Genomic DNA, 21,494 nt, shown 5'->3' with positions numbered 1-21,494 from the left:
CCCTGCGAGACCCCGATCAAACCGCTCGATCGAGCCGTTTGATCGGGGTCTCGGCGTCTCCCGGTGATCGAACTGCTCGATCGAACGATCTGGTCGCGTGCTGGCTGTCAGGACACGCCGCCCGCGAACTCCTTCGTCGTCGACAGCGTGAACGCGGCGAACCCGTCGGCCAGCGCGAGGTAGTCCTCCCCCACCCGGCCGTCCCCGGTACGCCGCCCGATCGGCCCGTTGACACCCGGCGCGCGGACCGTCACCAGCGCGACCGCGTCGGCCGTCTGCCGGATCGCGATGGCCACGCCCGGCTGCCAGCCGCGCAGGACACCCCGCGTCGTCACGCAGTGCCAGCCCGCGCCGCACGTCGGCGCCGCCGGACTGTCCTTCGGCACCAGCACCACGCTCGTGGTGTGGTCGCGGGCGACCAGCTCGACGCCGACCGCGCCGTCGCCGTACGCCGTCGTGTCGGCAGGACGCCGGTCCGGCACGTCCCGCACGCCCTCCTCCACCATCCACTGCGCGACGACCTCCGGCGTGGTCGGGACCGGGTCGCCGAGGGTGTCGTCCTTCGGCCACTTCGGCAGGTCGGCGTCGACCATGGCCTGCGTGGTGGTCGCGGAGAACCGGTCGTCGGTCAGCAGCCGCACCAGGTCGCCCTCGACGCTGAGCGGCAGGTCCTGCTCGCGCGGGTCGCCCTCGATGAGCGCGCCGGCGTACGTGACGCTGCGCTCCTCACCCGCCGCGGTGCGGAAGGTCAGGGTGAGGATGCCGGGGTCCTCCTCGGGCTCCTCGTCCTGCCAGGCCAGGTGGAAGTGGCCGCCACGGCCGTCCCAGTCGGCGCAGTCGTGGTACTCGCTGCAGGCGTCGTCGGCATCACCGGCCGGACCGACCCCGACGTGCAGGTAGTGCGAGTCGCCCTCGTCCCCCGGCGGCCGGAACCGGATCTCGACGCCGAGCGGGTCGGGGACGTCGTAGTACGGGTTCACGTTGAAGGACGTCGGGTGCAGGTCCAGCACCTCGACCGCCACGGCGGCGATCGCCTTCTTCGTCGCGGGCGCCGGGCGGTCGTCGGGCTCGTCCGGACCGCTGATCCAGTGGCCGAGGGCGACGATCCCCGCGACCACGGCGAGCACGACCAGCCCCGCGGCCAGGTTCTTGAGCAGGTAGACCCGAGGGTTCACCCGGTCAGCCTGACACGGACCTCGCAACGTTCCGGGCCAGCTCCAGGGCGCGGCGGGCTCCGGCGGAGGTGCTGCCGGCGAGCCCGCAGGTGGGCGAGACCGCGAGCCCGGCGCCGACCTTCTCGGGGTCGAGGCCGAGCATGTCGAGCCACCGCAGCACCCGCTCCACGAGTGCCTTGTCGCCGGGAAGCGGGCCGGTCGTCGGGACGACGCCGAGCACGATCGTGGCGCCCGCCTCCAGCGCCTCGGCGGCCGCGTCGTGGCCGTCGGCGTCGAGCAGGTCGAGGTCGACCATCACGCCCCGCGCGCCGGCGCCGCGGAGCAGCCCGATCGGCACGTCGGGCGCGCAGCAGTGCACCCACGGGGTCGCGCCGGCCGCGCTCGCGGCGTCGAGGACCCACGCCAGGGTCTCGCTGGCCTCGGGCGGGTGGACCATGCGGTGCTTGCCGAACCCCGACGCCGTGGGTACGCCGGCCGACAGCACCGCCGGCAACGCAGGCTCGTCGAGCTGCAGGACCAGCTCGGTGGCGTCCGGCAGGCGCCGGCGTACGTCGGCCAGGTGGTCGGTCACGGCGACGGCGAGCGCCTGCGCGAGCTCGCGGCGGGCACCGTGGTCGGCGAGCAGCTTGTCGCCGCGGGGCCGCTCGACGGTGGCGGCCAGCGTCCACGGACCGGTGACCTGCACCTTGAACGGCCCGGCGTGACCGGCGGCCTGGTCCTCGAGGGCGTCGAGGTCCTGGGCGAGCAGGCTGCGGGCCCGGCGCTGGTCGAGGGGCGAGGCGCCGGAGGTGCCGGTGAGCCGCCAGCCCTGGGGCTGGAGGTCGGCGTCGAGCTCGGTGACCAGACCCAGCGTGCGGCCCGTCATCGCGGCGCCCGCACCGCGGCCGGGCACCTCGGGCACGAACGCCAGTCCGTGCGGGTCGCTCGCGAGCTCGCCGAGGACGACGGACAGGGCCTCGTCGTAGTCGCGCTGGGTGTCGCCCGGGAAGGAGCCGACGCCGGTACCCCTCACGCCGACACCCGCCGGGTGGCCGTGATGGTGGCGGACCCGACGACCCGGGTGCCGTCGTACACGACCACGGCCTGGCCGGGCGCGATGCCCTCGGCGTGCTCGACCAGGTCGACGCGCAGCGTGTCGGCGCCGACGTGGACGACCGCGCGGTGCTCGGCACCGTGGGCACGCAGCTGAACGGTCACGCCGTCTCCCGCGAGGAGCGTGCCCGCGTCGAGCGGGCGGCCGCACCAGCGCACCCGGTCACCCTCGACCCGGTCGACGGCGAGCCGCTCGCGCGGTCCGACCGTCACCGTGCCGGAGACCGGCTCGATGTCGAGGACGTAGCGCGGTCGGCCGTCGGGCGCCGGGTGCCCGAGCCGCAGCCCCTTGCGTTGGCCGATCGTGAAGCCGAAGGTCCCGGTGTGCTCGCCGAGCACCTCGCCGGTCAGGTCGTCGACGATCTCGCCGCTGTGGTTGGGTGCCCGGTCGCCGAGCTTCTCGCGCAGCCAGCCGGTGTTGTCGCCGTCGGCGACGAAGCAGATGTCGTGGCTGTCGGGCTTGTCCGCGACCAGAAGCCCGCGCGCGGCGGCCTCCACCCGCACCTGCGGCTTCGGGGTGTCGCCCAGCGGGAACAGCGAGTGCCGCAGCTGCTGCTCGTCGAGCACGCCGAGGACGTAGGACTGGTCCTTGGCCCCGTCGACGGCCCGGTGCAGCTCGATGTCGCCACCGGTCGACGTACGCACGGACGCGTAGTGCCCCGTCGCCACCGCGTCGAAGCCCAGCGCGAGCGCCTTGTCGAGGACGGCGGCGAACTTGATCTTCTCGTTGCAGCGCAGGCACGGGTTCGGCGTCTGCCCGGCCGCGTAGGTGTCCATGAAGTCCTCGACCACGTCGGTGTGGAAGCGGTCGGAGAGGTCCCAGACGTAGAACGGGATGCCGATCACGTCGGCCGCACGTCGCGCGTCGTTGGCGTCCTCGATGGTGCAGCAGCCGCGGGCGCCCGTGCGGTACGACTTCGGGTTGCGCGAGAGCGCCAGGTGGATGCCGGTGACCTCGTGCCCGGCCTCGGCAGCCCGCGCGGCAGCGACGGCGGAGTCCACTCCCCCGGACATGGCGGCGACGACCTTCATCTCGACTCCCGGCGCTCAGGCGCGGGCCGCGCGGGCACGCTCGACGACGGCACCGATCGCACCGGCGACCGCCTCGACGTCGGCGGCGCTGCTGGTGTGGCCGAGGCTGAACCGCAGCGAGCTGCGGGCGCCGTCGCTGGTGCGCCCCATCGCGAGCAGGACGTGCGAGGGCTGCGGTACGCCGGCCGAGCAGGCCGAGCCGGTCGAGCACTCGATGCCGCGGGCGTCGAGCAACATGAGCAGCGAGTCGCCCTCGCAGCCCGGGAAGCTGAGGTGGGCGTTGCCGGGCAGCCGCTCGACCGGGTCGCCGTTGAGGACGGCGTCCGGCACGGCCCGTCGTACGGCGTCGACGAGGTCGTCGCGCAGGCCGGTGAGGCGGGCCGCGTGCTCGCTCTGCTGCTTGACCGCGAGCTCGACCGCAGCCGCGAAGCCGGCGATGGCGGGCACGTCGAGCGTGCCGCTGCGCACGTCGCGCTCCTGGCCGCCGCCGTGGACCAGCGCGGCGAGCTCGACCTCGCGTCGTACGACCAGCGCGCCGACGCCCTGCGGACCGCCGACCTTGTGCCCCGACAGCGACAGCGCGTCGACGCCCGAGGCGGCGAAGTCGACCGGGATGGCGCCGACGGCCTGGACGGCGTCGGTGTGCACGGGGATGCCGTGCGGGTGGGCGATCGCGACGACCTCGCCGACCGGCTGGAGGGTGCCGACCTCGTTGTTGGCCCACATCACGGTGACCAGCGCGACCGACTCCGGCTCCCGCTCCACCGCCTCCCGCAACGCGTCGACCGCGACCCGACCGTCCTGATCGACGGGCAGCAGCTCGACGACAGCGCCCTCGTGCTCCTCGAGCCAGGCCAACGCGTCGAGCACCGCGTGGTGCTCGACCGCGGTCGCCAGGATCCGGGTGCGGCGCGGGTCCGCGTCTCGGCGCGACCAGTAGAGCCCCTTGACCGCCAGGTTGTCGGCCTCGGTGCCGCCGGAGGTGAAGACCACCTCGCCCGGACGGCAGCCCAGCGCCTGCGCCACGGTCTCGCGCGACTCCTCCACCACCCGGCGGGCGCGACGGCCCGAGGCGTGCAGCGAGCTGGCGTTGCCCACCTCCCGCAGGTGGGCGGTCATCGCCTCCACCGCGACGTCGGTCATCGGCGTCGTCGCGGCGTGGTCGAGGTAGACCGTCCGGGAGTCGTTCATGGCGCCTCCAAGGTTACGGCGCCCCCGGGAGCGGCGACCAACCACGGGCACCTCGTGGTCACCAACCGTTCACGAGGCACCCCCGGCCCCGGCCGCTACCGTGGCCGCGTGAGCGACGAGCTGGTGATCGCCGGCGCCGGGATCGCCGGCCTCGCCCTCGCCGCGGGCCTCAGCCACGCCGGTGCCCGCTGGCGCTACCGGCTCCTCGACGAGCGCCCCGCCCTCGGCAGCACCGGCGGCGCGATCTCGCTGTGGCCGGCGGCGCTCGACGCGCTGGACCGGATCGGCGTCGGCGCGGCTGTCCGCGCGGCAGGGCACCCGGTCGGTCCCGGCTCGGTCCGGACCCGTGCGGGGCGGACGATCCGCTCGCTCGACCTGCCGCTGCTCGCCGTACGCCGTGGGCTGCTGGTCGAGCTCCTGCACGCGGCCGTCACCCCCGGCACCGTCACCTTCGGGTGCGCGGTCACCGGCTACCGGCGGACCGGTGCGGGCGTGCGGGTGGAGACGGCCGCCGGATCGATCGACGCGGCGGCGCTGGTCGGCGCCGACGGCTTCCGGTCGCTGGTGGCGCGGACGCTGCAGCCCGGGCTCACCGAGACCTACGCCGGCTTCCCGGCCTGGCGCGGCCTGACCACCGCACCGGGGTTGGCGCCGGTGCAGCTGTGGGGCGAGCGGCAGGAGCTCGGCGTGGTGCCGCTCGGCGACGACCTCGCCTACTGGTTCGCCACGGTCCGCGAGCCCGAGGGCGGGACGGCGCCCGACGAGCTCGCCCACCTCGTGCGGGCGTTCCACGGCTGGCCCGACCCGGTCGCGCGAGTGCTGGCCACCACCGACCCGGCAACGGTCAGCCGCAACGACGTGCTCGACCGCGAGCGGTTGCGCCGCTGGACCGACGGACCGGTCGTGGTGCTGGGCGACGCCGCCCACCCGATGCGCCCGCACCTGGGGCAGGGCGGTGGTCAGGCGCTGGTCGACGCGGCGGTGCTGGCACCGCTGCTCGCCGTACCGGGGACGCCGGCGGCCGCCTTCGCGGAGTTCGAGCGGGAGCGCCGTCATGCCACCGAGCGGTGGGTGCGGGCCTCCCGGGCGGCCAGCAAGATCGTCGACGCGCCGGCCGCCGTGCACCGGCTCTCGGCGCTGGTGCCCGACGCGGTGGTGCTGCGGACCCTCAGAGGATGACGAGGTCGTCGCGGTGGATGACCTCACGCTCGTACGCCGCACCCAGGTCGCGCTTGAGCTCCTTGGACGAGCGGCCGAGCAGGTGGGGCACCTCGGAGGCGTCGAAGTTGACCAGGCCGCGGGCCACGACGGTGCCGTCGGGGTCGAGCAGGTCGACCGGGTCGCCGGCGCTGAAGTCGCCCTGGACACCGATCACGCCGGCCGCCAGCAGCGAGGCCCGGCGGTCGACGACGGCGCGGACGGCACCCGCGTCGAGGACGAGGGCGCCCTTGGCTTCGGTGGCGTGACGCAGCCACAGCAGCCGCGTGGGGCGGCGCTTTCCGGTGGGGTGGAACAACGTCCCGACCGGCTTGCCCGCCAGCGCCTCACCGGCCCGGTCGGCCGAGGTGAGGACGACGGGAATCCCGGAGCCGGTGGCGATCGCGGCGGCGTCGACCTTGGTCACCATGCCGCCGGTGCCGACGCCGGCCGCGCCCACCGAGCCGACCACCACGTCGGCGAGGTCGGCGTCCGTGCGCACGTCGGGGATCAGCTGGGCGCCGGGACGTGACGGCGGGCCGTCGTACAACCCGTCGACGTCGGAGAGCAGCACCAGCAGGTCGGCGTGGACCAGGTGGGCGACCAGGGCCGCCAGCCGGTCGTTGTCGCCGAACCGGATCTCGGTGGTCGCGACCGTGTCGTTCTCGTTGACGATCGGGATCACGCCGAGCTCGAGCAGCTGCGCGAACGTCTGGTGCGCGTTGCGGTAGTGCGAGCGCCGGGTGACGTCGTCGAGGGTGAGTAGCACCTGCCCGGCGATCAGGCCGTGGCGGGCGAGCTCCTCGGTGTAGCGGTGCACGAGCAGGCCCTGGCCCACGCTGGCCGCGGCCTGCTGGGCCGCGAGGCCGCGCGGCCGCTTCGTGAGTCCGAGGGGCGCGAGTCCCGCCGCGATCGCGCCGGAGGACACCAGGACCACCTCGGCGCCCCGCGCGCGGGCGGCCGCGAGGACGTCGACCAGGGCGCTCATCCGCTCCGGGTCGATGCCGCCGGACGTGGTGGTCAGCGACGAGGAGCCGACCTTGACCACGACCCGGCGCGCCTGCGTCACGAGGGCGCGCTCACTCACCGGGGTCGTCCTCCAGCCAGTCGTCCTCGAAGCCCGTCACCGGCTTCGTGTCCGGGTCCTCCTCGGAGCCGATCTCGAAGGAGCTCGGACCGTAGACGTCGGGCTGGTCGATCCGCCGCGCGACGTCCGCGCGGGTCTCGGTCTCGGACCGGTCGCCCATCTGCTCCTGGATCTCGCGACGACGGGCAGCGGCGGGCCGCTCCTCGTGGAAGCGGTCGTCCTCACCACGGCGCGACAGGTTCTCGGCACCCGCGTCGATGCCGGGCTTGAAGTCGAAGACCACCGCGTTGTCGGTGGGCCCGATGAGGACGGCGTCGCCCTCCTCCGCGCCCAGCTGGAGCAGCCGGGTCTCGACGCCGAGCCGGTTGAGGCGGTCGGCGAGGTAGCCGACGGCCTCGTCGTTGCTGAAGTCGGTCTGGCGGACCCACCGCTCGGGCTTCGCACCCACGACCCGCCAACCCTCACCGGTCCGCTTGACCGAGAAGCCGTCGTCGTTGACGGCCTTGGGGCGCACGACGATCCGCGCCGGGATCTCGGTCGCCTTGGCCCGCCGGGCCTCGAGCACGATCTCGGCCATCGCGTAGATCAGCTCCCGGGTGCCCTCGCCGGACACGGCGGAGATCTCGAAGACCCGCAGGCCGCGCTCGCGCAGCTCCTCGACGACGAGCTCGGCGATGCCGCGGCCGTCCGGGACGTCGACCTTGTTGAGGGCGACCAGACGCGGCCGGTCGTCGAGGCCGCCGTAGCGGCGCAGCTCGTCCTCGATCACGTCGAGGTCGTCGAGCGGGTTGCGGCCCGGCTCGAGGGTGGCCGTGTCGAGGACGTGCACGATCGCCGCGCAGCGCTCGATGTGGCGCAGGAAGTCGTGGCCGAGACCGCGGCCCTCGGCCGCGCCCTCGATCAGGCCGGGGACGTCGGCGACCGTGAACACGGTCTCGCCGGCGGTGACCACGCCGAGGTTGGGCACCAGCGTGGTGAACGGGTAGTCGGCGATCTTGGGCCGGGCCCGCGAGATCGCGGCGATCAGGCTGGACTTGCCGGCGCTGGGGTAACCCACCAGGCCGACGTCGGCCACGACCTTGAGCTCGAGCACGACGTCGAGCTCGTCGCCGGGCTCGCCGAGCAGCGCGAAGCCGGGAGCCTTGCGGGACTTGGAGGCCAGCGCGGCGTTGCCGAGGCCACCGCGTCCGCCCTGGGCGACGACCAGCTCGGCGCCGGGCGTCACCAGGTCGGCGACCATCTCGCCGTTGCGCTGCTTGACGACCGTGCCGGCAGGTACGGCGAGCACCAGGTCGGCGCCGTGCGAGCCGTTGCGCCGGTCACCGGCGCCGTGGCCGCCGTGCTCGGCCTTGCGCCGCGGGCTGTGGTGGTACTCGAGCAGCGTCGTCACGTCGGGGTCGACGCGCAGGATGACCGAGCCACCCGGACCGCCGTTGCCACCGTCGGGGCCGCCGAGCGGCTTGAACTTCTCGCGGTGCACGGACGCGACGCCGTTGCCGCCGCGACCGGCGGACACGGACAGGACCACGCGGTCGACGAAGGTGGGGACGGCCATGGATTCAGTCTTTCAGTAGAAATGGACGAAGGGCGCCCCTCACCGGGACGCCCTTCGAAGCCTCAGGTCAAGCGAGCGTCAGCTCACTCACCCGGGACGATGTTGACGACCTTGCGGCCGCGCTTCTTGCCGAACTCCACCGAGCCGGGGATCAGCGCGAACAGCGTGTCGTCGCCGCCGCGGCCGACGCCGGAGCCCGGGTGGAAGTGGGTGCCGCGCTGGCGAACGATGATCTCGCCGGCGTTGACGAGCTGGCCGCCGAAGCGCTTCACGCCGAGGCGCTGGGCGTTCGAGTCGCGGCCGTTCTTGGTGGACGCCGCGCCCTTCTTGTGTGCCATGTTTCAGTCCTTGGGGTGTCGTGCTGACCGGGGTCAGAGCTTGATGTCGGTGACCTTGACCTGGGTGTACTTCTGGCGGTGACCCTGGCGCTTCTTGTAGCCGGTCTTGTTCTTGTACTTCTGGATGATGATCTTCGGACCCTTGGTGGCACCGAGGACCTCGACCGTCACGGCCGCCTTGTCGAGGCCGGTGGCCGTCACCTTGTCGCCGTCGACGGCGAGCACGACCGGCAGGGTCAGGGTGTCGCCGACCGGGGTGGAGACCTTGTCGATCTCGATGACGTCGCCGACAGCGACCTTCTCCTGCTTCGCGCCTGCGCGCACGATCGCGTACACCACCGGGCTCCTTCTGGTTCAACGTCTGTTGTCTACGGCACACTGCGGATCCCACGCCGCGACGTACGTCGCACGATGCCGGGTGCCAGCAGAACGGCACGCCTCGGCGGCGCACCGACGAACAATGTTACGCAGCCGGGCCGGATTCCGCCAAAACGGGGCCCTCCGGCCCGGCTGCGTGGTGACGACTAGCGCTTGCGCGAGCCGCCCTTGCGCTTGATCGGGACGTGCTCGACGTGGGGCTCCTCGTGGGAGTCCTCGTGCGAGTCGTCCGCCGCCGGCTCGTCCGTGCTCTCGGGGGCCGGCTCGGGAGCTGCCTGGGCGGCGGGCTCCGCGACCTCGGCCGGCGGGCCCGCGGGGCGGGTGGCCGCGCGACGGCGGGTCCGGGTCACCACGGTCGTGGTGGCCACGGGGGCCGGCTCCGGCTCCGGCTCCGGCTCGGGCTCCGGCTCGGGCTCCGGCTCGACGAGCTCGGGCTCGGGCTCCGGCTCGGGCGCCACCTCGACCGCCTCGACCGCCTCGACGACGGCCTCCACGACCTCGACAGGAGCCGCGTCGACGACGGGCTGCTCAGCCTCGGGGGCCTCGGTCTCCGGGGCCTCCACGGCCGGGGCTTCGGCATCCGGGTGCTCGTGGTCGTGGTCCGACGACTTGGCCATGGCGGCGATGTCCTTCGGGGACGGCACCGCCTTCGGCCCCTCGGCGGGCGTCTCGGCCTGGTTGTCGGCCTGGTTGTCGGCCTGGTTGCCCCCCTTGCCCTTGCGGCGGCGGCTCGGGCGGCGGGACTCGTCCTGCTCGCCTCCCCCGCGCTTGGGCTCCACCGGCAGGTCGTGGACGACGATGCCGCGGCCCTGGCAGGTGGTGCAGTTCTCGCTGAACGCCTCGAGCAGGCCGGTACCGATCCGCTTGCGGGTCATCTGCACCAGGCCGAGCGAGGTCACCTCGGCGACCTGGTGGCGGGTCCGGTCGCGGCCCAGGCACTCGACGAGGCGGCGCAGCACGAGGTCGCGGTTCGACTCGAGCACCATGTCGATGAAGTCGACGACGATGATGCCGCCGATGTCGCGCAGCCGGAGCTGACGGACGATCTCCTCGGCGGCCTCGAGGTTGTTCTTGGTGACCGTCTCCTCGAGGTTGCCACCCGACCCGGTGAACTTGCCGGTGTTGACGTCGACGACGGTCATCGCCTCGGTGCGGTCGATGATCAGCGAGCCACCCGACGGCAGCCAGACCTTGCGGTCCAGGCCCTTCGAGATCTGCTCGTCGATGCGGTACGTCGAGAACAGGTCCGGGACGCCGTCACCGGAGTCGTGGCGCTCGAGGCGCTCGGCGAGGTCGGGGGCGACCTGGTCGACGTACTCCTTGACGGTGGTCCAGGCGTCGTCGCCCTGGACGACGAGCTTGGCGAAGTCCTCGGTGAACAGGTCGCGCACGACCTTGAGGGTGAGGTCCGGCTCGCCGTACAGCAGCTGCGGGGCGTTGCCCTTGGCGACCTTGCCCTCGATGTCCTCCCAGCGGGCCTTGAGCCGCTCGACGTCGCGGGTCAGCTCCTCCTCCGAGGCGCCCTCGGCCGCGGTGCGCACGATGACGCCGGCGGTGTCGGGGACGATCTCCTTGAGGAGGGTCTTCAGGCGCGAGCGCTCGGTGTCGGGCAGCTTGCGGGAGATGCCGGAGGTGGTGCCGTCCGGCACGTAGACCAGGAACCGGCCGGCGAGGCTGACCTGGCTGGTGAGCCGGGCACCCTTGTGGCCGATCGGGTCCTTGGTGACCTGGACCAGCACGGTCTGGCCGGACTGCAGGACCGACTCGATCTTGCGGGGCTCGCCGTCCTTGTGGCCCAGTGCGCTCCAGTTGACCTCGCCGGCGTACAGGACCGCGTTGCGGCCCTTGCCGATGTCGATGAACGCGGCCTCCATGGAGGGCAGCACGTTCTGGACGCGGCCGAGGTAGACGTTGCCGATCAGCGAGGTCTGCGACTCGCGGGCGACGTAGTGCTCGACGAGGACCTTGTCCTCGAGCACGGCGATCTGGGTGAGGTCCTTGCGCTGGCGGACCGCCATCACGCGCTCGACGGACTCGCGGCGGGCCAGGAACTCGGCCTCGCTCACGATCGGCGCACGGCGGCGGCCGGCCTCGCGGCCCTCGCGGCGGCGCTGCTTCTTGGCCTCGAGGCGGGTGGAGCCGGAGATCGAGGTGATCTCGTCCTCGGACGAACGCGGCTTGCGGACCCGGGTGACGGTGTTCTCCGGGTCGTCGCCCTCGCCGTCGCCGCCACCCTCACCGGCACGCCGGCGCCGGCGGCGCCGGCGCGACGAGGAGGAGCCGCCGGACGCGGCGCCCTCGCCGTCCTCGGACTCCTCGCCCTCGGCGGCAGCGTCCTCGCCCTCGGCGCTCTCGGCGTCCTTGTCCTTGGCGGTGCCGGACTCGGCACCCTCCGCCTCGTCGCCCTCGGCGGACTCGGCATCCTCGCCCTCGGCATTCGCGGCCGGCTTGCGGCGGCGTCGGCCACCGCGGCGGCGGCGCCGGCGCGCAGCACCCGACCCCGTGCCGGCCTCCTCGCCCTCGCCGTCCTCGTCGTCGTCCTCGTCGCTCGGCTCCTCGGCGGCCTCGGGCCCGGCAGCAGGCTCCTCGGCGGCGGGCGTCTCCTCCGTGGCCGGCTCCTCCTCGGCGGGCTCCTCGGCGAGCTCCTCGGCAGGCTCCTCGGCAACCGGCTCCTCAGCAGGCGCCACGGGCGCCTGGAAGAGCACGGCGGTCGCCGGGGCCTCGGCCGCGGGCGCCTCGGGAGCGGTCTCCTCGACCTCGGGCGTGAGCTCGAGCTGCTCGGAGGTGGGCGCGGGCGCGGCCTTGGCCTTCGCCCGGCTCGCGGTCGTCTTCTTCGCCGCGGTGGTCTTCTTCGCGGCGGTCTTCTTGGCCGTCGTCTTCTTCGCCGCGGTGGTCTTCTTCGCCGCGGTCTTCTTGGCCGCGGTCTTCTTCGCGGCCGTCTTCTTGGCAGCGGTCTTCTTGGCCGCCGCCTTCTTCTCCGGCTTGTCTGCCTTCACCGCCTTGTCGGCGGGAGCCTCGGTCGGGGTGTCAGTGGGCGCGTCGGTCATTGCGATGCTCCTCCACCCGGGCGCTCGGCGCCCGGGGTGTGTCGTCGGCGCTCGCCCAGGGCGGCGCCACAAGCCTGCGTGGGACGACACCCTCCGCGGTGATGCGTCGCCGGAGACGGGGCCGCTCGCCTGCCGCGGTCGCCGTGTGCGTCGCGTCGGGCGGTGGTCCGTCTCCACCGTGCCGGGCGGTCAGTCACCTGCCGTCCGGCGAGAACGTCGTCGATCTCTCCGCTCGCTGTCCTGTGGGACGCGCGCGGGTGGAAATCTGTGGCGAGTATCGCACACGGCTCTCACGCAACCGGCATCACTGGCTCGTCAGCGGGTCGCGAGCGGGTCGCCGATCGACTCGGTGGACCGCTCGAGGACCCCCTGCGCGATGCGGGTGAGCAGCCCGGTCGCGGCCACGTCGAGACCGCTGACCTCGCGCAGCCCGGTGAGCACGTCGTCCGGCCGTACGGCGGGCACCGTGTGCTCGAGCAGCAGGTCCAGGTCGCCCTCGGGCGTCACCAGCAGCCGCACGACGGCCGCGCGGCAGTCGAAGGAGCGCAGCCCCTTCTTGGTCATCCGCTCCACGGTGACCGACGCCGTCGCCAGGAACGCGTCGACCGCGGCCTTGGCACGGTCGGGCTCGGCTCCCCCGAGGTCGATCAGCCAGTGGCTGGCGGTCAGCAGGTCCGCGAGCGACCCTGCGGCCGTCGTGGCTGCGTCGACGGCCACCACAACGTCGAGCCCGTCGGGCAGGACGGCATCGAGCGCCTCCCCCACCTCCGCCGGGGCCCGGGTCTCGGCGAGCCCGAGCTCGACGTACTCCGACTCACTAGCCGCACCGGTCGGCGAGGCTCCGGCGTACGAGATCCGCGGGTGCGGGTGGAAGCCGGAGGAGTACGCCATCGGGATGCCGGCGCGCACGACGGCGCGCTCGATCGCGCGGCTCACGTCGCGGTGGCTGGTGAAGCGCAGCCGGCCGCGCTTGGCGTACCGGATCCGGATCTTCTGGACAGGCGGGGCCTGTTGTTCGGGCTGGTTCCGCGGCACGTCAACAGGCTAGGGCACCACCCTGGAGCCAGGCACACTCGTATCCCCGCACTAGGATCCCGGTTCCATGAGGTCCCACCACTCGGGTCATCGAGCGTCTTCCATCGCCTCCCGGCTCGGGACGTGGTCGAGCCTCGCGATTCTCGTCGGCGCGGTCGCGATGCTGGGGATCGTCACCTACCGGGTCGCCGGCGAGGGCAAGCCCTTCTCCGCCATCGACGAGACCGTGCACGCCGACACCGCCTTCAAGGTGCACCACGGCAACTACCCGTTCCGCGGGGACAAGATCAACCAGGAGACCGTCGACACCTGGACCTGCTACACCGGTCACGCGTACGTCGACTGGACAGCGCGCTGCCACTCGAAGCAGTCCCGCCCCAACCTGATCCCCTCTGGCTCCTACACGACCGGCTACATCCACTACCCCACGTACTTCCTCGGCGGAGAGCTGTTCCGCCAGGTCCACGACCGCGTCCTCGGTTCGCCGCGGTACGAGATCGACTCCTACCGGCAGTACGCGGCCGTGGTCACCCTGCTGGGAGTCGTGGCCTGCGCGGCGATGGCCCGGCTGGTCGGATTGCGGGGCAGCAGCCTGCTGGCGGCAGCGCTCACCCCCGTCGCTGCAGGAGGCATCCTGGTCTTCGCGACCATGGTGAACCCGATGTCGATGGCGCCGCTGTGCGGGGCGCTCGTCGCTGGGGCCGGGATCCGGTGGATGACGACAGGTCGCGGCTTCTGGTGGCTGGCCGCCGCGACGGCATTCGCGGCAGGCGTGGCAGTGACGTCGTCGTTGCCCGGAGGCGTGTTCCTGATCGCCTGCCTGATCGGACTGGTGGCGCGCCGGCGAGGCCACGAGTTCACGGGTGGCTGGATCCCGCGATGGTGGCAGGCCGGCGTCCTGGCCGCGATCCTCGTCGTCCCCATCGTCGTGTTCGGACTCTGGACCAGCTCACGGGCCACAATGACCAACGACGAGATCTACGCCGGGTACGTTCTCGCCGACTGGTCGAAGGTGCTGCTCGGCGTCTGGGGCGAGGTCTTCAGCCTCCACGACCCGTGGTCCGACGACAGCGAGCTCATCCCGGCCTCGCTCAGCCTCCCCAGGGCGTATGCCCGCACCGCCGGCGTCTCCCTTCCCCTACCCGTCACGGTCGCTGTTATTGGTGGGCTCCTGGCCGGCGCCGCGGGCGCCGTCGGCACCGTCCTCGTCCGCACCTCTGGCAACCGTCCTGCGCCGGCCGACCTTGCTCCCGCGGACGACTCGACCTCTGAAGCTCCCGAGGCACATCGGGCCACGTCCCCGCTGCGTCTGCTCAGCGTGTCGGCCCTGCTCGGCTTCTTGCTCTATCCGCCGCTCCTGCGGTTGTCGAACGCCGTGAACGTCGGCATCGACCACCCGATCGTCTCCAGGTACTCGATCTCGCTGGCTCCCCTTTTCGTGCTGGTCGTCCTGCTCCTGTTCAAGGACCACCCGTGGTTCGCCCGCGTGCTCGGCGCCCTGGCGACCATCAGCGTCCTGAGCTGGTGCCTCACCTTGTGGTGAAACACGCCGGCGGTCACGGTTTCACCACTCCATGACGTCCGCACTACGTTGAAGACTCCCCGGTCAGCAGGAAAGGTACGACATGCAGGACCTTCGTCAGGTCGCTCTGGGCCAACCCACCGTCGGCGAGGAGGAGATCGAAGCACTTCGTGAGGTCTTTGCCAGCGGCTGGATCTCAGGCGCCGGACCGACATGCGTCACCTTCGAGAAGGAGTTCGCCGCGACGGTCGGGACCAGCCACGCGCTGTCGACGTCGAACTGCGGCTCTGCCCTCCACCTCGCTCTCCAGGTCCTGGGCGCCGGTCCGGGCGATGAGGTGATCGTCGCCGATTACACCTTCCCTGCCACCGGTCACTCGGTCATGTGGACCGGCGCCACGCCTGTGTTCGCCGACGTCCGGGCCGACATCGGCACGATCGATCCCGAGGCCGCGGCAGCGCTCGTCACCGAGCGCACGGTCGGCATCATCGCCGTCGACCTGGTCGGCCAGCCCGCCGACTACGACGAGCTGCGCGCCCTCGCGGACAAGCACGGCCTGTGGCTGCTCGAGGACGCCGCGTGCAGCGCTGGTGCCACGTACAAGGGCCGCCCGGCGGGCTCCCTCGCCGACCTTGCCGCCTTCAGCTTCCACGGCCGCAAGGGCATCACGAGCGGCGAGGGCGGCGCGCTGGTCGGTGACGACGTGGACCGGATGGACCTGGCTCGCAAGCTGCACACGTACGGCATCGCACCAGCCGTGAGCCGCGAGGGCAGCAACGCTCTCGCCGTGCCGAGCTTCGACATGGCCGGCCACAACTACCGGCTCTCCGACGTGCAGGCCGCGATCATGCGGGTCCAGCTGCGCCGGCTCCCGGACCTGGTTGCCGCACGCAGCCGGGCCGCCGACCAGTACGCCGAGCAGCTCGGCGACCTGGAGCAGGTCAGCCTGCCGGTCGTCCTCGACGACCGCACCCACCCTTGGCAGTCCTACCTGCTGACGGCCGGCGACGGAGTCGACCGCGACGCGGTTGTGATGGCCCTGCGCGAGCGCGGCGTGGGCAGCAACATCGGCACCTACTCCAGCCACGTCCAGCCCGTCTACGGTTCGACCCAGGAATGCCCGGTCGCGGCCCGCCTGTTCCGAACGCAGTTCGCTCTTCCGATGCATGCCAACCTCACCGAGGACGACGTCAGCTACGTCGCCTCGGTCGTGCGCGAAGTCGTGGGCGGCGCCGGAGTCCGGGCGTGAGTGCGCGGGAGCTGCACGCATGACCAACCGGATCCACCCGACCGCCGTCCTCGGTCCGCAGGTCCGGCTCGGCACGGGCAATGTCATCGGTCCGTACGCCGTGCTGCAGGGTCCGGTCGTTCTCGGTGACGACAACTATGTGTCCGCCTTCGCCTGCATCGGCGGCCTCCCCGAGGTCCGCGGCCACGACTTCACCCCCGCGTGGGAGGAAGAGATCGACGGCCAGCCCGTCCAGATCGGTTCCCGCAACGTCTTCAAGGAGCACGTCACCGTCAGCGGCGGCTGGGCCCACGAGACGTCGATCGGCAATGACGGCTTCTTCATGAGCAAGGCCCACGTCAACCACGACTGCCGGATCGGCGACGACGTGACCATCTCCGCGATGGTGGTCGCCGCCGGGCACGTCACGGTCGAGGACGGAGCCAACCTCGGCCTGGGTGCCGTCGTCCACCAACGCCGCGTCGTGCCGGCCGGAAGCATGATCGGCATGCAGGCCGCGGTGACCACCGACCTGCCGCCGTACGTCGTCAGCATGGGCGTTCCCGCCCGTCCGCGGCGCCTCAACACCCACCGACTGCAGCGCCTCGGCGTCGCCGAGGACCAGCACGCACACCTGACTGCTGTCCTGCTCGGGGGCTCCCGCGAGACCGCCGGGCTTCCCGGCCAGCTCCTCCCCTCGATCACCGCCTGGCTCGAGCGCCTCGACGCCTGAGCACCTCACCCGAACAACCGAGAGGCCCTTCGATGTCCGAAGCTTTCATCCCCCCCGCCAAGCCGATCCTGGGCGAGGAGGAGCGCGCAGCCGTCGACCGCGTCCTCCTCTCCGGGATGATCGCCCAGGGTCCGGAGGTCGCGGCTTTCGAGTCGGAGTTCGCCGAGCAGGTGACCCAGGGGCGAACCTGCGTCGCGGTGAACTCCGGCACGTCCGGCCTCCACCTCGGTCTGCTCGCCGCCGGGATCGGGCCGGGTGACGAGGTCATCGTCCCGTCCTTCACGTTCGCCGCGACCGCGAACGCCGTGGCCTTGACAGGGGCCACCCCTGTCTTCGCCGACATCGAGCCCGACCACTTCTGCCTCTCCGCCGACGCGGTGCGCGCCGCCGTCACCGACCGCACTGCCGCGATCATGCCGGTCCACCTGTACGGTCACCCCGCCGACATGGACGCCCTGGGTACGGTCGCTGCGGAGCACGGCCTACGCCTCTTCGAGGACGCCGCGCAGGCGCACCTCGCGACCTGGCAGGGCCGCGCGGTCGGCACGTTCGGCGACTTCGCGATGTTCAGCCTCTACCCCACCAAGAACATGACCTCGGGTGAGGGCGGCATGGTCTCCGTGGCCAACGACGACCTGGCCCGACAGGTCCGACTGCTGCGCAACCAGGGCATGGAGCGCCAGTACGCCAACGAGGTGGTGGGCTTCAACGCCCGGATGACCGACCTGCACGCAGCGATCGGCCGGGTCCAGCTCAGCAAGGTCAGCGGCTGGACGGCGACCCGCCAGACCAACGCGGCGTACTTCGACGAGCACCTGGAGGGCGTGACGGTGCCGCCGGTGGCCGCACAGGCCACCCACGTCTACCACCAGTACACAATCCGGGTCGACGGTGCCGAGCGTGACCGGATCGTCTCGGCGCTCCGTGAGGAGCACCAGGTCGGAACGGGTGTCTACTACCCAATCCCCAACCACCGCCTCGCGTCGCTGGAGAAATTCGCGCCGGGTCTCGACCTGCCTCAGACGGAGGTCGCGGCCCGCGAGGTCATCTCGCTGCCGGTGCACCCGTCGCTGAGCAAGGGAGAGCTCGAGCGGATCGTCACCGCAGTCAACACCACTGTGCGCGCCGGTGCCTGAGCCCTTGCGCTGATTCCCGGCTCCCCCGGAACCGCGGCTACGATGCTGCGCTGGTCCGTGTGTGCCGCCGGAACGTCCGACGTGCACCGCGGCCTCGATCGGAGACAGCAGAGCGTGCGCATCGTCGTCGTGAACAACTTCTTCCCGCCCCGCGTCGGCGGCAGCGCCCACCTCAGCGAGGCGCTGGCCCGCGGCTACGCCCGGCGCGGCCACGACGTCCTCGTCGTGACGGCTGCGTACCAGGACGCCCCGTCGGAGGAGGTGCGCGACGGCATCCGGATCGTGCGGCTGCCGGCCGTCACGCTGCCCGAGAGCCGCCTGGCCGTGTCATTCGACCTCTCGTTCGCGACCCGGCCCAGCATCCGGCGCCGGCTGGCCACGCTCCTCGACGAGTTCAAGCCCGACGTCATCCACCAACACGGCCAGTTCATGGACCTCACCTGGTCGACCGGCGCCTACGCCCGCCGCCGCCGGATCCCCTCCCTGCTCAGCATCCACACCCGCCTGGAGAACCCGGTCGCCCGCTACCGCCACGCCTTCCGGTTCCTCGACGCCAGCCTGGTCGCCCCACGCCTGCGCCTGAACAAGCCGTCGCTGGTGGTCATGGACAGCTACATGCAGGACTACATCGAGGAGCGCTACAGCGGCGGGTACCGCGACCTCGTCGCCATCCCTGTCGGGGTCGACCCGGACTGGGTGCGAGCCGGCGACGCAGTCCGCGGTCGCGAGCTCATCGGCGTCGATGCCGAGACGCCCGTCATCCTGTCCGTCGGTCACGTGATTCCCCTGCGCGACCGGCTCGGCCTCGTCGAAGCCATGCCGGCGATCCTCGACAAGCACCCGGACGCCGTCCTCGCCGTCGTGGGACGGGTCTACTACGACCTCTTCCTCCAGCGCGCCAAGGAGCTCGGCGTCGACCACGCGGTGCGCGCCCTCGGGGCCGTGCCGAAGGCGGACATCCCCCATCTGCTCGCCGCCGCCCGCGTGGAGTCGCACGAGCAGGGCCTCGGCCTCGGCACGGCGACCCTCGAGTCGATGGCTGCCGGCGTCCCCGTGGTCGCGTGGGGTCGCATCGACAACTTCCCGGGCGTCCCGATGGTCGACGGCCGCGAGATCTACATGTGCGAGGTCGGGGACGTGACGGGCCTCGGCGAGCGCATCATCCGCGCGCTCGACGACCCCGAGGCGACCCGCGAGGTCGGCGCGAAGGCACGCACCGTCGTCGACCAGCACTTCGCCCTCGAGCGGGTGCTCGACCAGCACCTCGAGGTCCTCGGCGACCTCGTCTCGTCCCGTACCAGCGTCTGACTCCCCCGTTGGTAGCCTTCCCGACGTCGGCTACCCGCCCGACCTACCCGAACTGCGCCTGAGGAGCCCCACCAACATGACTTCCGAGACCGTCTTCTTCACCGGAGGCGCGGGCTTCATCGGCCTGCACGTCGTCCCGATGCTGCTGGAGAAGGACTACAAGGTCCGGATCTTCGACAACATGTTCCGCGGCGACCGGGACGCGATCGCAGCCTTCGGCGACGATGTCGAGCTGATCGACCAGGACATTCGGTACGGCGGCGCCGTACACGCGGCGATGAAGGGCTGCACCAAGGTCATCCACGCCGCCGCGGTGTCGATCAACAAGAGCCAGGCCGACCCGTACGAGTCGATGGACATCAACATGATCGGCAACCACAACGTGTTCGCGGCTGCTGCCGATCACGGCGTGGACCGGCTCGTCTACTGCTCCTCGGCGTCCGTGTACGGCGACCCGGAGAAGCTGCCGATGCACGAGGACGACGTGCTCAACCCGCTGACGCCGTACTGCATCGCCAAGCGCGCCGGCGAGGACCTGCTCGGCTTCTACGAGCGTCGCAGCGACCTGTCCTGGATCGCGCTGCGCTTCTTCAACGTCTACGGCCCGGGCCAGAAGACCACCGCCTACTACACGTCGGTCATCAACCACTTCGTCAACCGGATCCGCAACGGTGAGCCGCCCGTCATCGACGGCAAGGGCGAGCAGTCGATGGACTTCATCCACGTCCACGACATCGCACGCTCGGTCGTGCTGGCGCTCGAGTCCGAGCAGGCCAACGTGCCCGTCAACGTCGGCACCGGCATCGACACCTCGATCGCTGAGCTGGCCCGGATCCTGATCGACGCCGTGGGCGCCGACGTCGAGCCGATCTTCAACCCGCGCGACGTGCTGGTCGCCCGGCGTGCGGCCGACGTGACGCGGGCGAAGGAGATCCTCGGCTTCGAGCCGACGATCGACGTGGTCAAGGGGATGACCGACCTCATCCGGGCCGACTGATCCCGTGGGCGCGTCCCTGCCCCCGAACCCGTACAACGAGCATGCCTGGATAGTCGGTGAGCCGGAGATCGGTGAGGGCACCTGGATCGGTGCGTTTACCGTCATCGACGGCTCCGGCGGTCTGGTCATCGGTCGCGGATGCGACATCTCGTCGGGCGTGCACATCTACACGCACTCGTCGGCAAAGCGATGTGTGAGCGGCCGTCAGTTCCCCGAGGTCGAGCGCATGCCCGTGCGGATCGGCGACCGTGTGTTCATCGGCGCGGGCGCCATCGTCAACATGGGGGTGGAGATCGGCGACGAGGCCGTCGTCGGTGCGGGCGCCGTCGTCACCGCGGACGTGCCGTCGCGGACAGTCGTCGCCGGGGTTCCGGCGCGGGTGGTCGCGACGGTCGACCTCAGCGATCCGTCGCGGCCGACGTTCCCTCCGGCCTAGTCAGGCCGAGCGAAGCGCCAGCACCTGGTCGACGACCCGGTGCGCTGGCAGGATCGAGTCCCGCTCAAGGTCGACGTCGATCTTGCCACCCACCAGGTCGACGAAGTGGTTGAGCTGACCCACGAGTGGCTCCACGCCGGCGATGTCGGGAATCTCCATCTCGGTGAACTGGCGGAACCCGCTCTGTCCCTCGTCCTCGGCGACGGTCGCATGGCGGTAGCTGGTGAGTCCACGGCGCAGCAGGTCGACCTCGATCATCCGGTCGAGCTCCTGGATCACCATGGTGCGGACCTTCGTCTGGCCCATCCGGCTCGCGGAGACGGAGGCGATCCCTCCCGAGGTGAAGCGCAGCGACGCCTCGACGATGTCCTCGGCGCCGGGCACCGACTGCGGGTGATACTGGCCGACCTCGACGTCGAACTTGTCAGGGTGGTCGCCGCCGAAGACTCGTACGACCAGGTCGACGTCGTGGACGAGGAGGTCCCAGGCGACGCCGGTCTTGATCCGGGGCGCGTAAGGCGAGTGCCGCGTCGCTCGCACGTAGAGCGGCTCCTCCACCATGCGCAGCGCTACCATCACCGCCGGGTTGAACCGCTCGAGCAGGCCGCACATCAGCGGCGTTCCGGCAGCGGCCGAGGCATCGACGAGTTCCTGCGTCTGGGCGAGCGAGGGGCATAGCGGCTTTTCTACGAGCAGCGGGAGGCCGCTCGCGATGACGTCGCGCGCGAGGTCGAAGTGGTATTCGGTCGGCGCCGCGATCACGGCCGCGTCGACATCGCCGAGACCGTCGAGCGAGGGCACCCAGGTGGAGCCGTGCTGCTCGGCGACCGCTCGTCCGGTCTCCTCGTGCGGGTCGACGACCACGGCGAGATCGGTGCGCTCACTGGTGGCGATGACGCGGGCGTGGTTGCGCCCCATCGAGCCGGAACCGATGAGGGCGACACGGAGCGGTGCAGACATGCGGGAGACCTAGCACTGGACGTCAGGACGCGGGAACTGTACCGGAG

The 21,494-nt window shown here is 71.9% G+C and carries 19 protein-coding genes; 8 read left to right on the top strand and 11 right to left on the bottom strand.

Features of this window, described 5'->3' with window-relative positions; translation table 11 throughout:
- Positions 1–107: 107 nt before the first annotated feature.
- The 4 genes from ACZYRU_RS16580 to ACZYRU_RS16565 are packed head-to-tail and all read right to left on the bottom strand — an operon-like array spanning position 108 to position 4,490.
- Positions 108–1,175 (bottom strand): hypothetical protein, encoded by a 1,068-nt coding sequence (locus tag ACZYRU_RS16580; RefSeq protein WP_488958202.1) that lies wholly within the window; start codon positions 1,173–1,175, stop codon positions 108–110.
- Positions 1,176–1,179: 4 nt separating this feature from the next.
- Complete coding sequence (locus ACZYRU_RS16575; RefSeq protein WP_488958201.1) at positions 1,180–2,187, bottom strand: uroporphyrinogen decarboxylase/cobalamine-independent methonine synthase family protein; 1,008 nt, start codon at positions 2,185–2,187, stop codon at positions 1,180–1,182.
- Positions 2,184–3,299, bottom strand: coding sequence for a tRNA 2-thiouridine(34) synthase MnmA (gene mnmA, locus ACZYRU_RS16570; protein WP_488958200.1), 1,116 nt, complete (start codon positions 3,297–3,299; stop codon positions 2,184–2,186). The genes ACZYRU_RS16575 and mnmA overlap by 4 nt, the downstream gene beginning before the upstream one ends.
- A gap of 15 nt (positions 3,300–3,314) precedes the next feature.
- Positions 3,315–4,490 (bottom strand): cysteine desulfurase family protein, encoded by a 1,176-nt coding sequence (locus ACZYRU_RS16565; protein WP_488958199.1) that lies wholly within the window; start codon positions 4,488–4,490, stop codon positions 3,315–3,317.
- A 108-nt stretch (positions 4,491–4,598) separates the two neighbouring features.
- Here ACZYRU_RS16565 and ACZYRU_RS16560 point away from each other — a divergent pair, with 108 nt between their 5' ends.
- Positions 4,599–5,669: an FAD-dependent monooxygenase gene (locus ACZYRU_RS16560; protein ID WP_488958198.1), complete on the top strand. Its 1,071-nt coding sequence runs from the start codon at positions 4,599–4,601 to the stop codon at positions 5,667–5,669.
- On the opposite strand, the gene proB is transcribed toward ACZYRU_RS16560, so the two are convergent.
- From proB to ACZYRU_RS16530, 6 genes are all read right to left on the bottom strand, one after another.
- Complete coding sequence (gene proB, locus ACZYRU_RS16555; protein WP_488958197.1) at positions 5,659–6,774, bottom strand: glutamate 5-kinase; 1,116 nt, start codon at positions 6,772–6,774, stop codon at positions 5,659–5,661. The genes ACZYRU_RS16560 and proB overlap by 11 nt on opposite strands.
- Entirely contained in the window at positions 6,767–8,329 is a 1,563-nt protein-coding gene (obgE, locus tag ACZYRU_RS16550; RefSeq protein ID WP_488958196.1) for a GTPase ObgE, read from the bottom strand. The genes proB and obgE overlap by 8 nt, the downstream gene beginning before the upstream one ends.
- Positions 8,330–8,412: 83 nt before the next feature.
- A complete protein-coding gene (gene rpmA, locus ACZYRU_RS16545; RefSeq protein ID WP_179724573.1) occupies positions 8,413–8,667 on the bottom strand; it encodes a 50S ribosomal protein L27 in 255 nt (84 codons plus the stop codon).
- A gap of 33 nt (positions 8,668–8,700) precedes the next feature.
- Complete coding sequence (gene rplU / locus ACZYRU_RS16540) at positions 8,701–9,003, bottom strand: 50S ribosomal protein L21 (RefSeq protein WP_141799750.1); 303 nt, start codon at positions 9,001–9,003, stop codon at positions 8,701–8,703.
- A 188-nt stretch (positions 9,004–9,191) separates the two neighbouring features.
- Complete coding sequence (locus ACZYRU_RS16535) at positions 9,192–12,092, bottom strand: Rne/Rng family ribonuclease (protein ID WP_488958195.1); 2,901 nt, start codon at positions 12,090–12,092, stop codon at positions 9,192–9,194.
- 315 nt (positions 12,093–12,407) lie between these two features.
- Positions 12,408–13,127, bottom strand: a complete 720-nt coding sequence (locus tag ACZYRU_RS16530; RefSeq protein ID WP_488958194.1) for a TIGR03936 family radical SAM-associated protein — start codon at positions 13,125–13,127, stop codon at positions 12,408–12,410.
- A gap of 67 nt (positions 13,128–13,194) precedes the next feature.
- Here ACZYRU_RS16530 and ACZYRU_RS16525 point away from each other — a divergent pair, with 67 nt between their 5' ends.
- The 7 genes from ACZYRU_RS16525 (at position 13,195) to ACZYRU_RS16495 (ending at position 20,487) form a co-directional block, all read left to right on the top strand.
- Positions 13,195–14,670, top strand: a complete 1,476-nt coding sequence (locus ACZYRU_RS16525; protein ID WP_488958193.1) for a hypothetical protein — start codon at positions 13,195–13,197, stop codon at positions 14,668–14,670.
- 82 nt (positions 14,671–14,752) lie between these two features.
- Positions 14,753–15,898, top strand: a complete 1,146-nt coding sequence (locus ACZYRU_RS16520; protein WP_488958192.1) for a DegT/DnrJ/EryC1/StrS family aminotransferase — start codon at positions 14,753–14,755, stop codon at positions 15,896–15,898.
- Between the two features lie 19 nt (positions 15,899–15,917).
- Positions 15,918–16,610: a hypothetical protein gene (locus ACZYRU_RS16515; protein ID WP_488958191.1), complete on the top strand. Its 693-nt coding sequence runs from the start codon at positions 15,918–15,920 to the stop codon at positions 16,608–16,610.
- Between the two features lie 32 nt (positions 16,611–16,642).
- Positions 16,643–17,746 (top strand): DegT/DnrJ/EryC1/StrS family aminotransferase, encoded by a 1,104-nt coding sequence (locus ACZYRU_RS16510; RefSeq protein ID WP_488958190.1) that lies wholly within the window; start codon positions 16,643–16,645, stop codon positions 17,744–17,746.
- A gap of 114 nt (positions 17,747–17,860) precedes the next feature.
- Complete coding sequence (locus tag ACZYRU_RS16505) at positions 17,861–19,054, top strand: glycosyltransferase family 4 protein (protein WP_488958189.1); 1,194 nt, start codon at positions 17,861–17,863, stop codon at positions 19,052–19,054.
- Between the two features lie 76 nt (positions 19,055–19,130).
- Complete coding sequence (locus ACZYRU_RS16500) at positions 19,131–20,051, top strand: NAD-dependent epimerase/dehydratase family protein (protein WP_488958188.1); 921 nt, start codon at positions 19,131–19,133, stop codon at positions 20,049–20,051.
- 4 nt (positions 20,052–20,055) lie between these two features.
- Positions 20,056–20,487 carry an acyltransferase gene (locus ACZYRU_RS16495; protein WP_488958187.1) on the top strand — a complete coding sequence of 144 codons (432 nt, stop codon included), beginning with the start codon at positions 20,056–20,058 and terminating at the stop codon, positions 20,485–20,487.
- Here ACZYRU_RS16495 and ACZYRU_RS16490 read toward each other — a convergent pair whose 3' ends face one another.
- Positions 20,488–21,447, bottom strand: coding sequence for a Gfo/Idh/MocA family protein (locus ACZYRU_RS16490; RefSeq protein WP_488958186.1), 960 nt, complete (start codon positions 21,445–21,447; stop codon positions 20,488–20,490).
- Between the last annotated feature and the right edge of the window lie 47 nt (positions 21,448–21,494).

The organism is Nocardioides sp. F233, from assembly GCF_057813895.1.
Note: the sequence above shows the minus strand (reverse complement) of the source record. Positions and strands in the feature narration are given on the sequence as shown.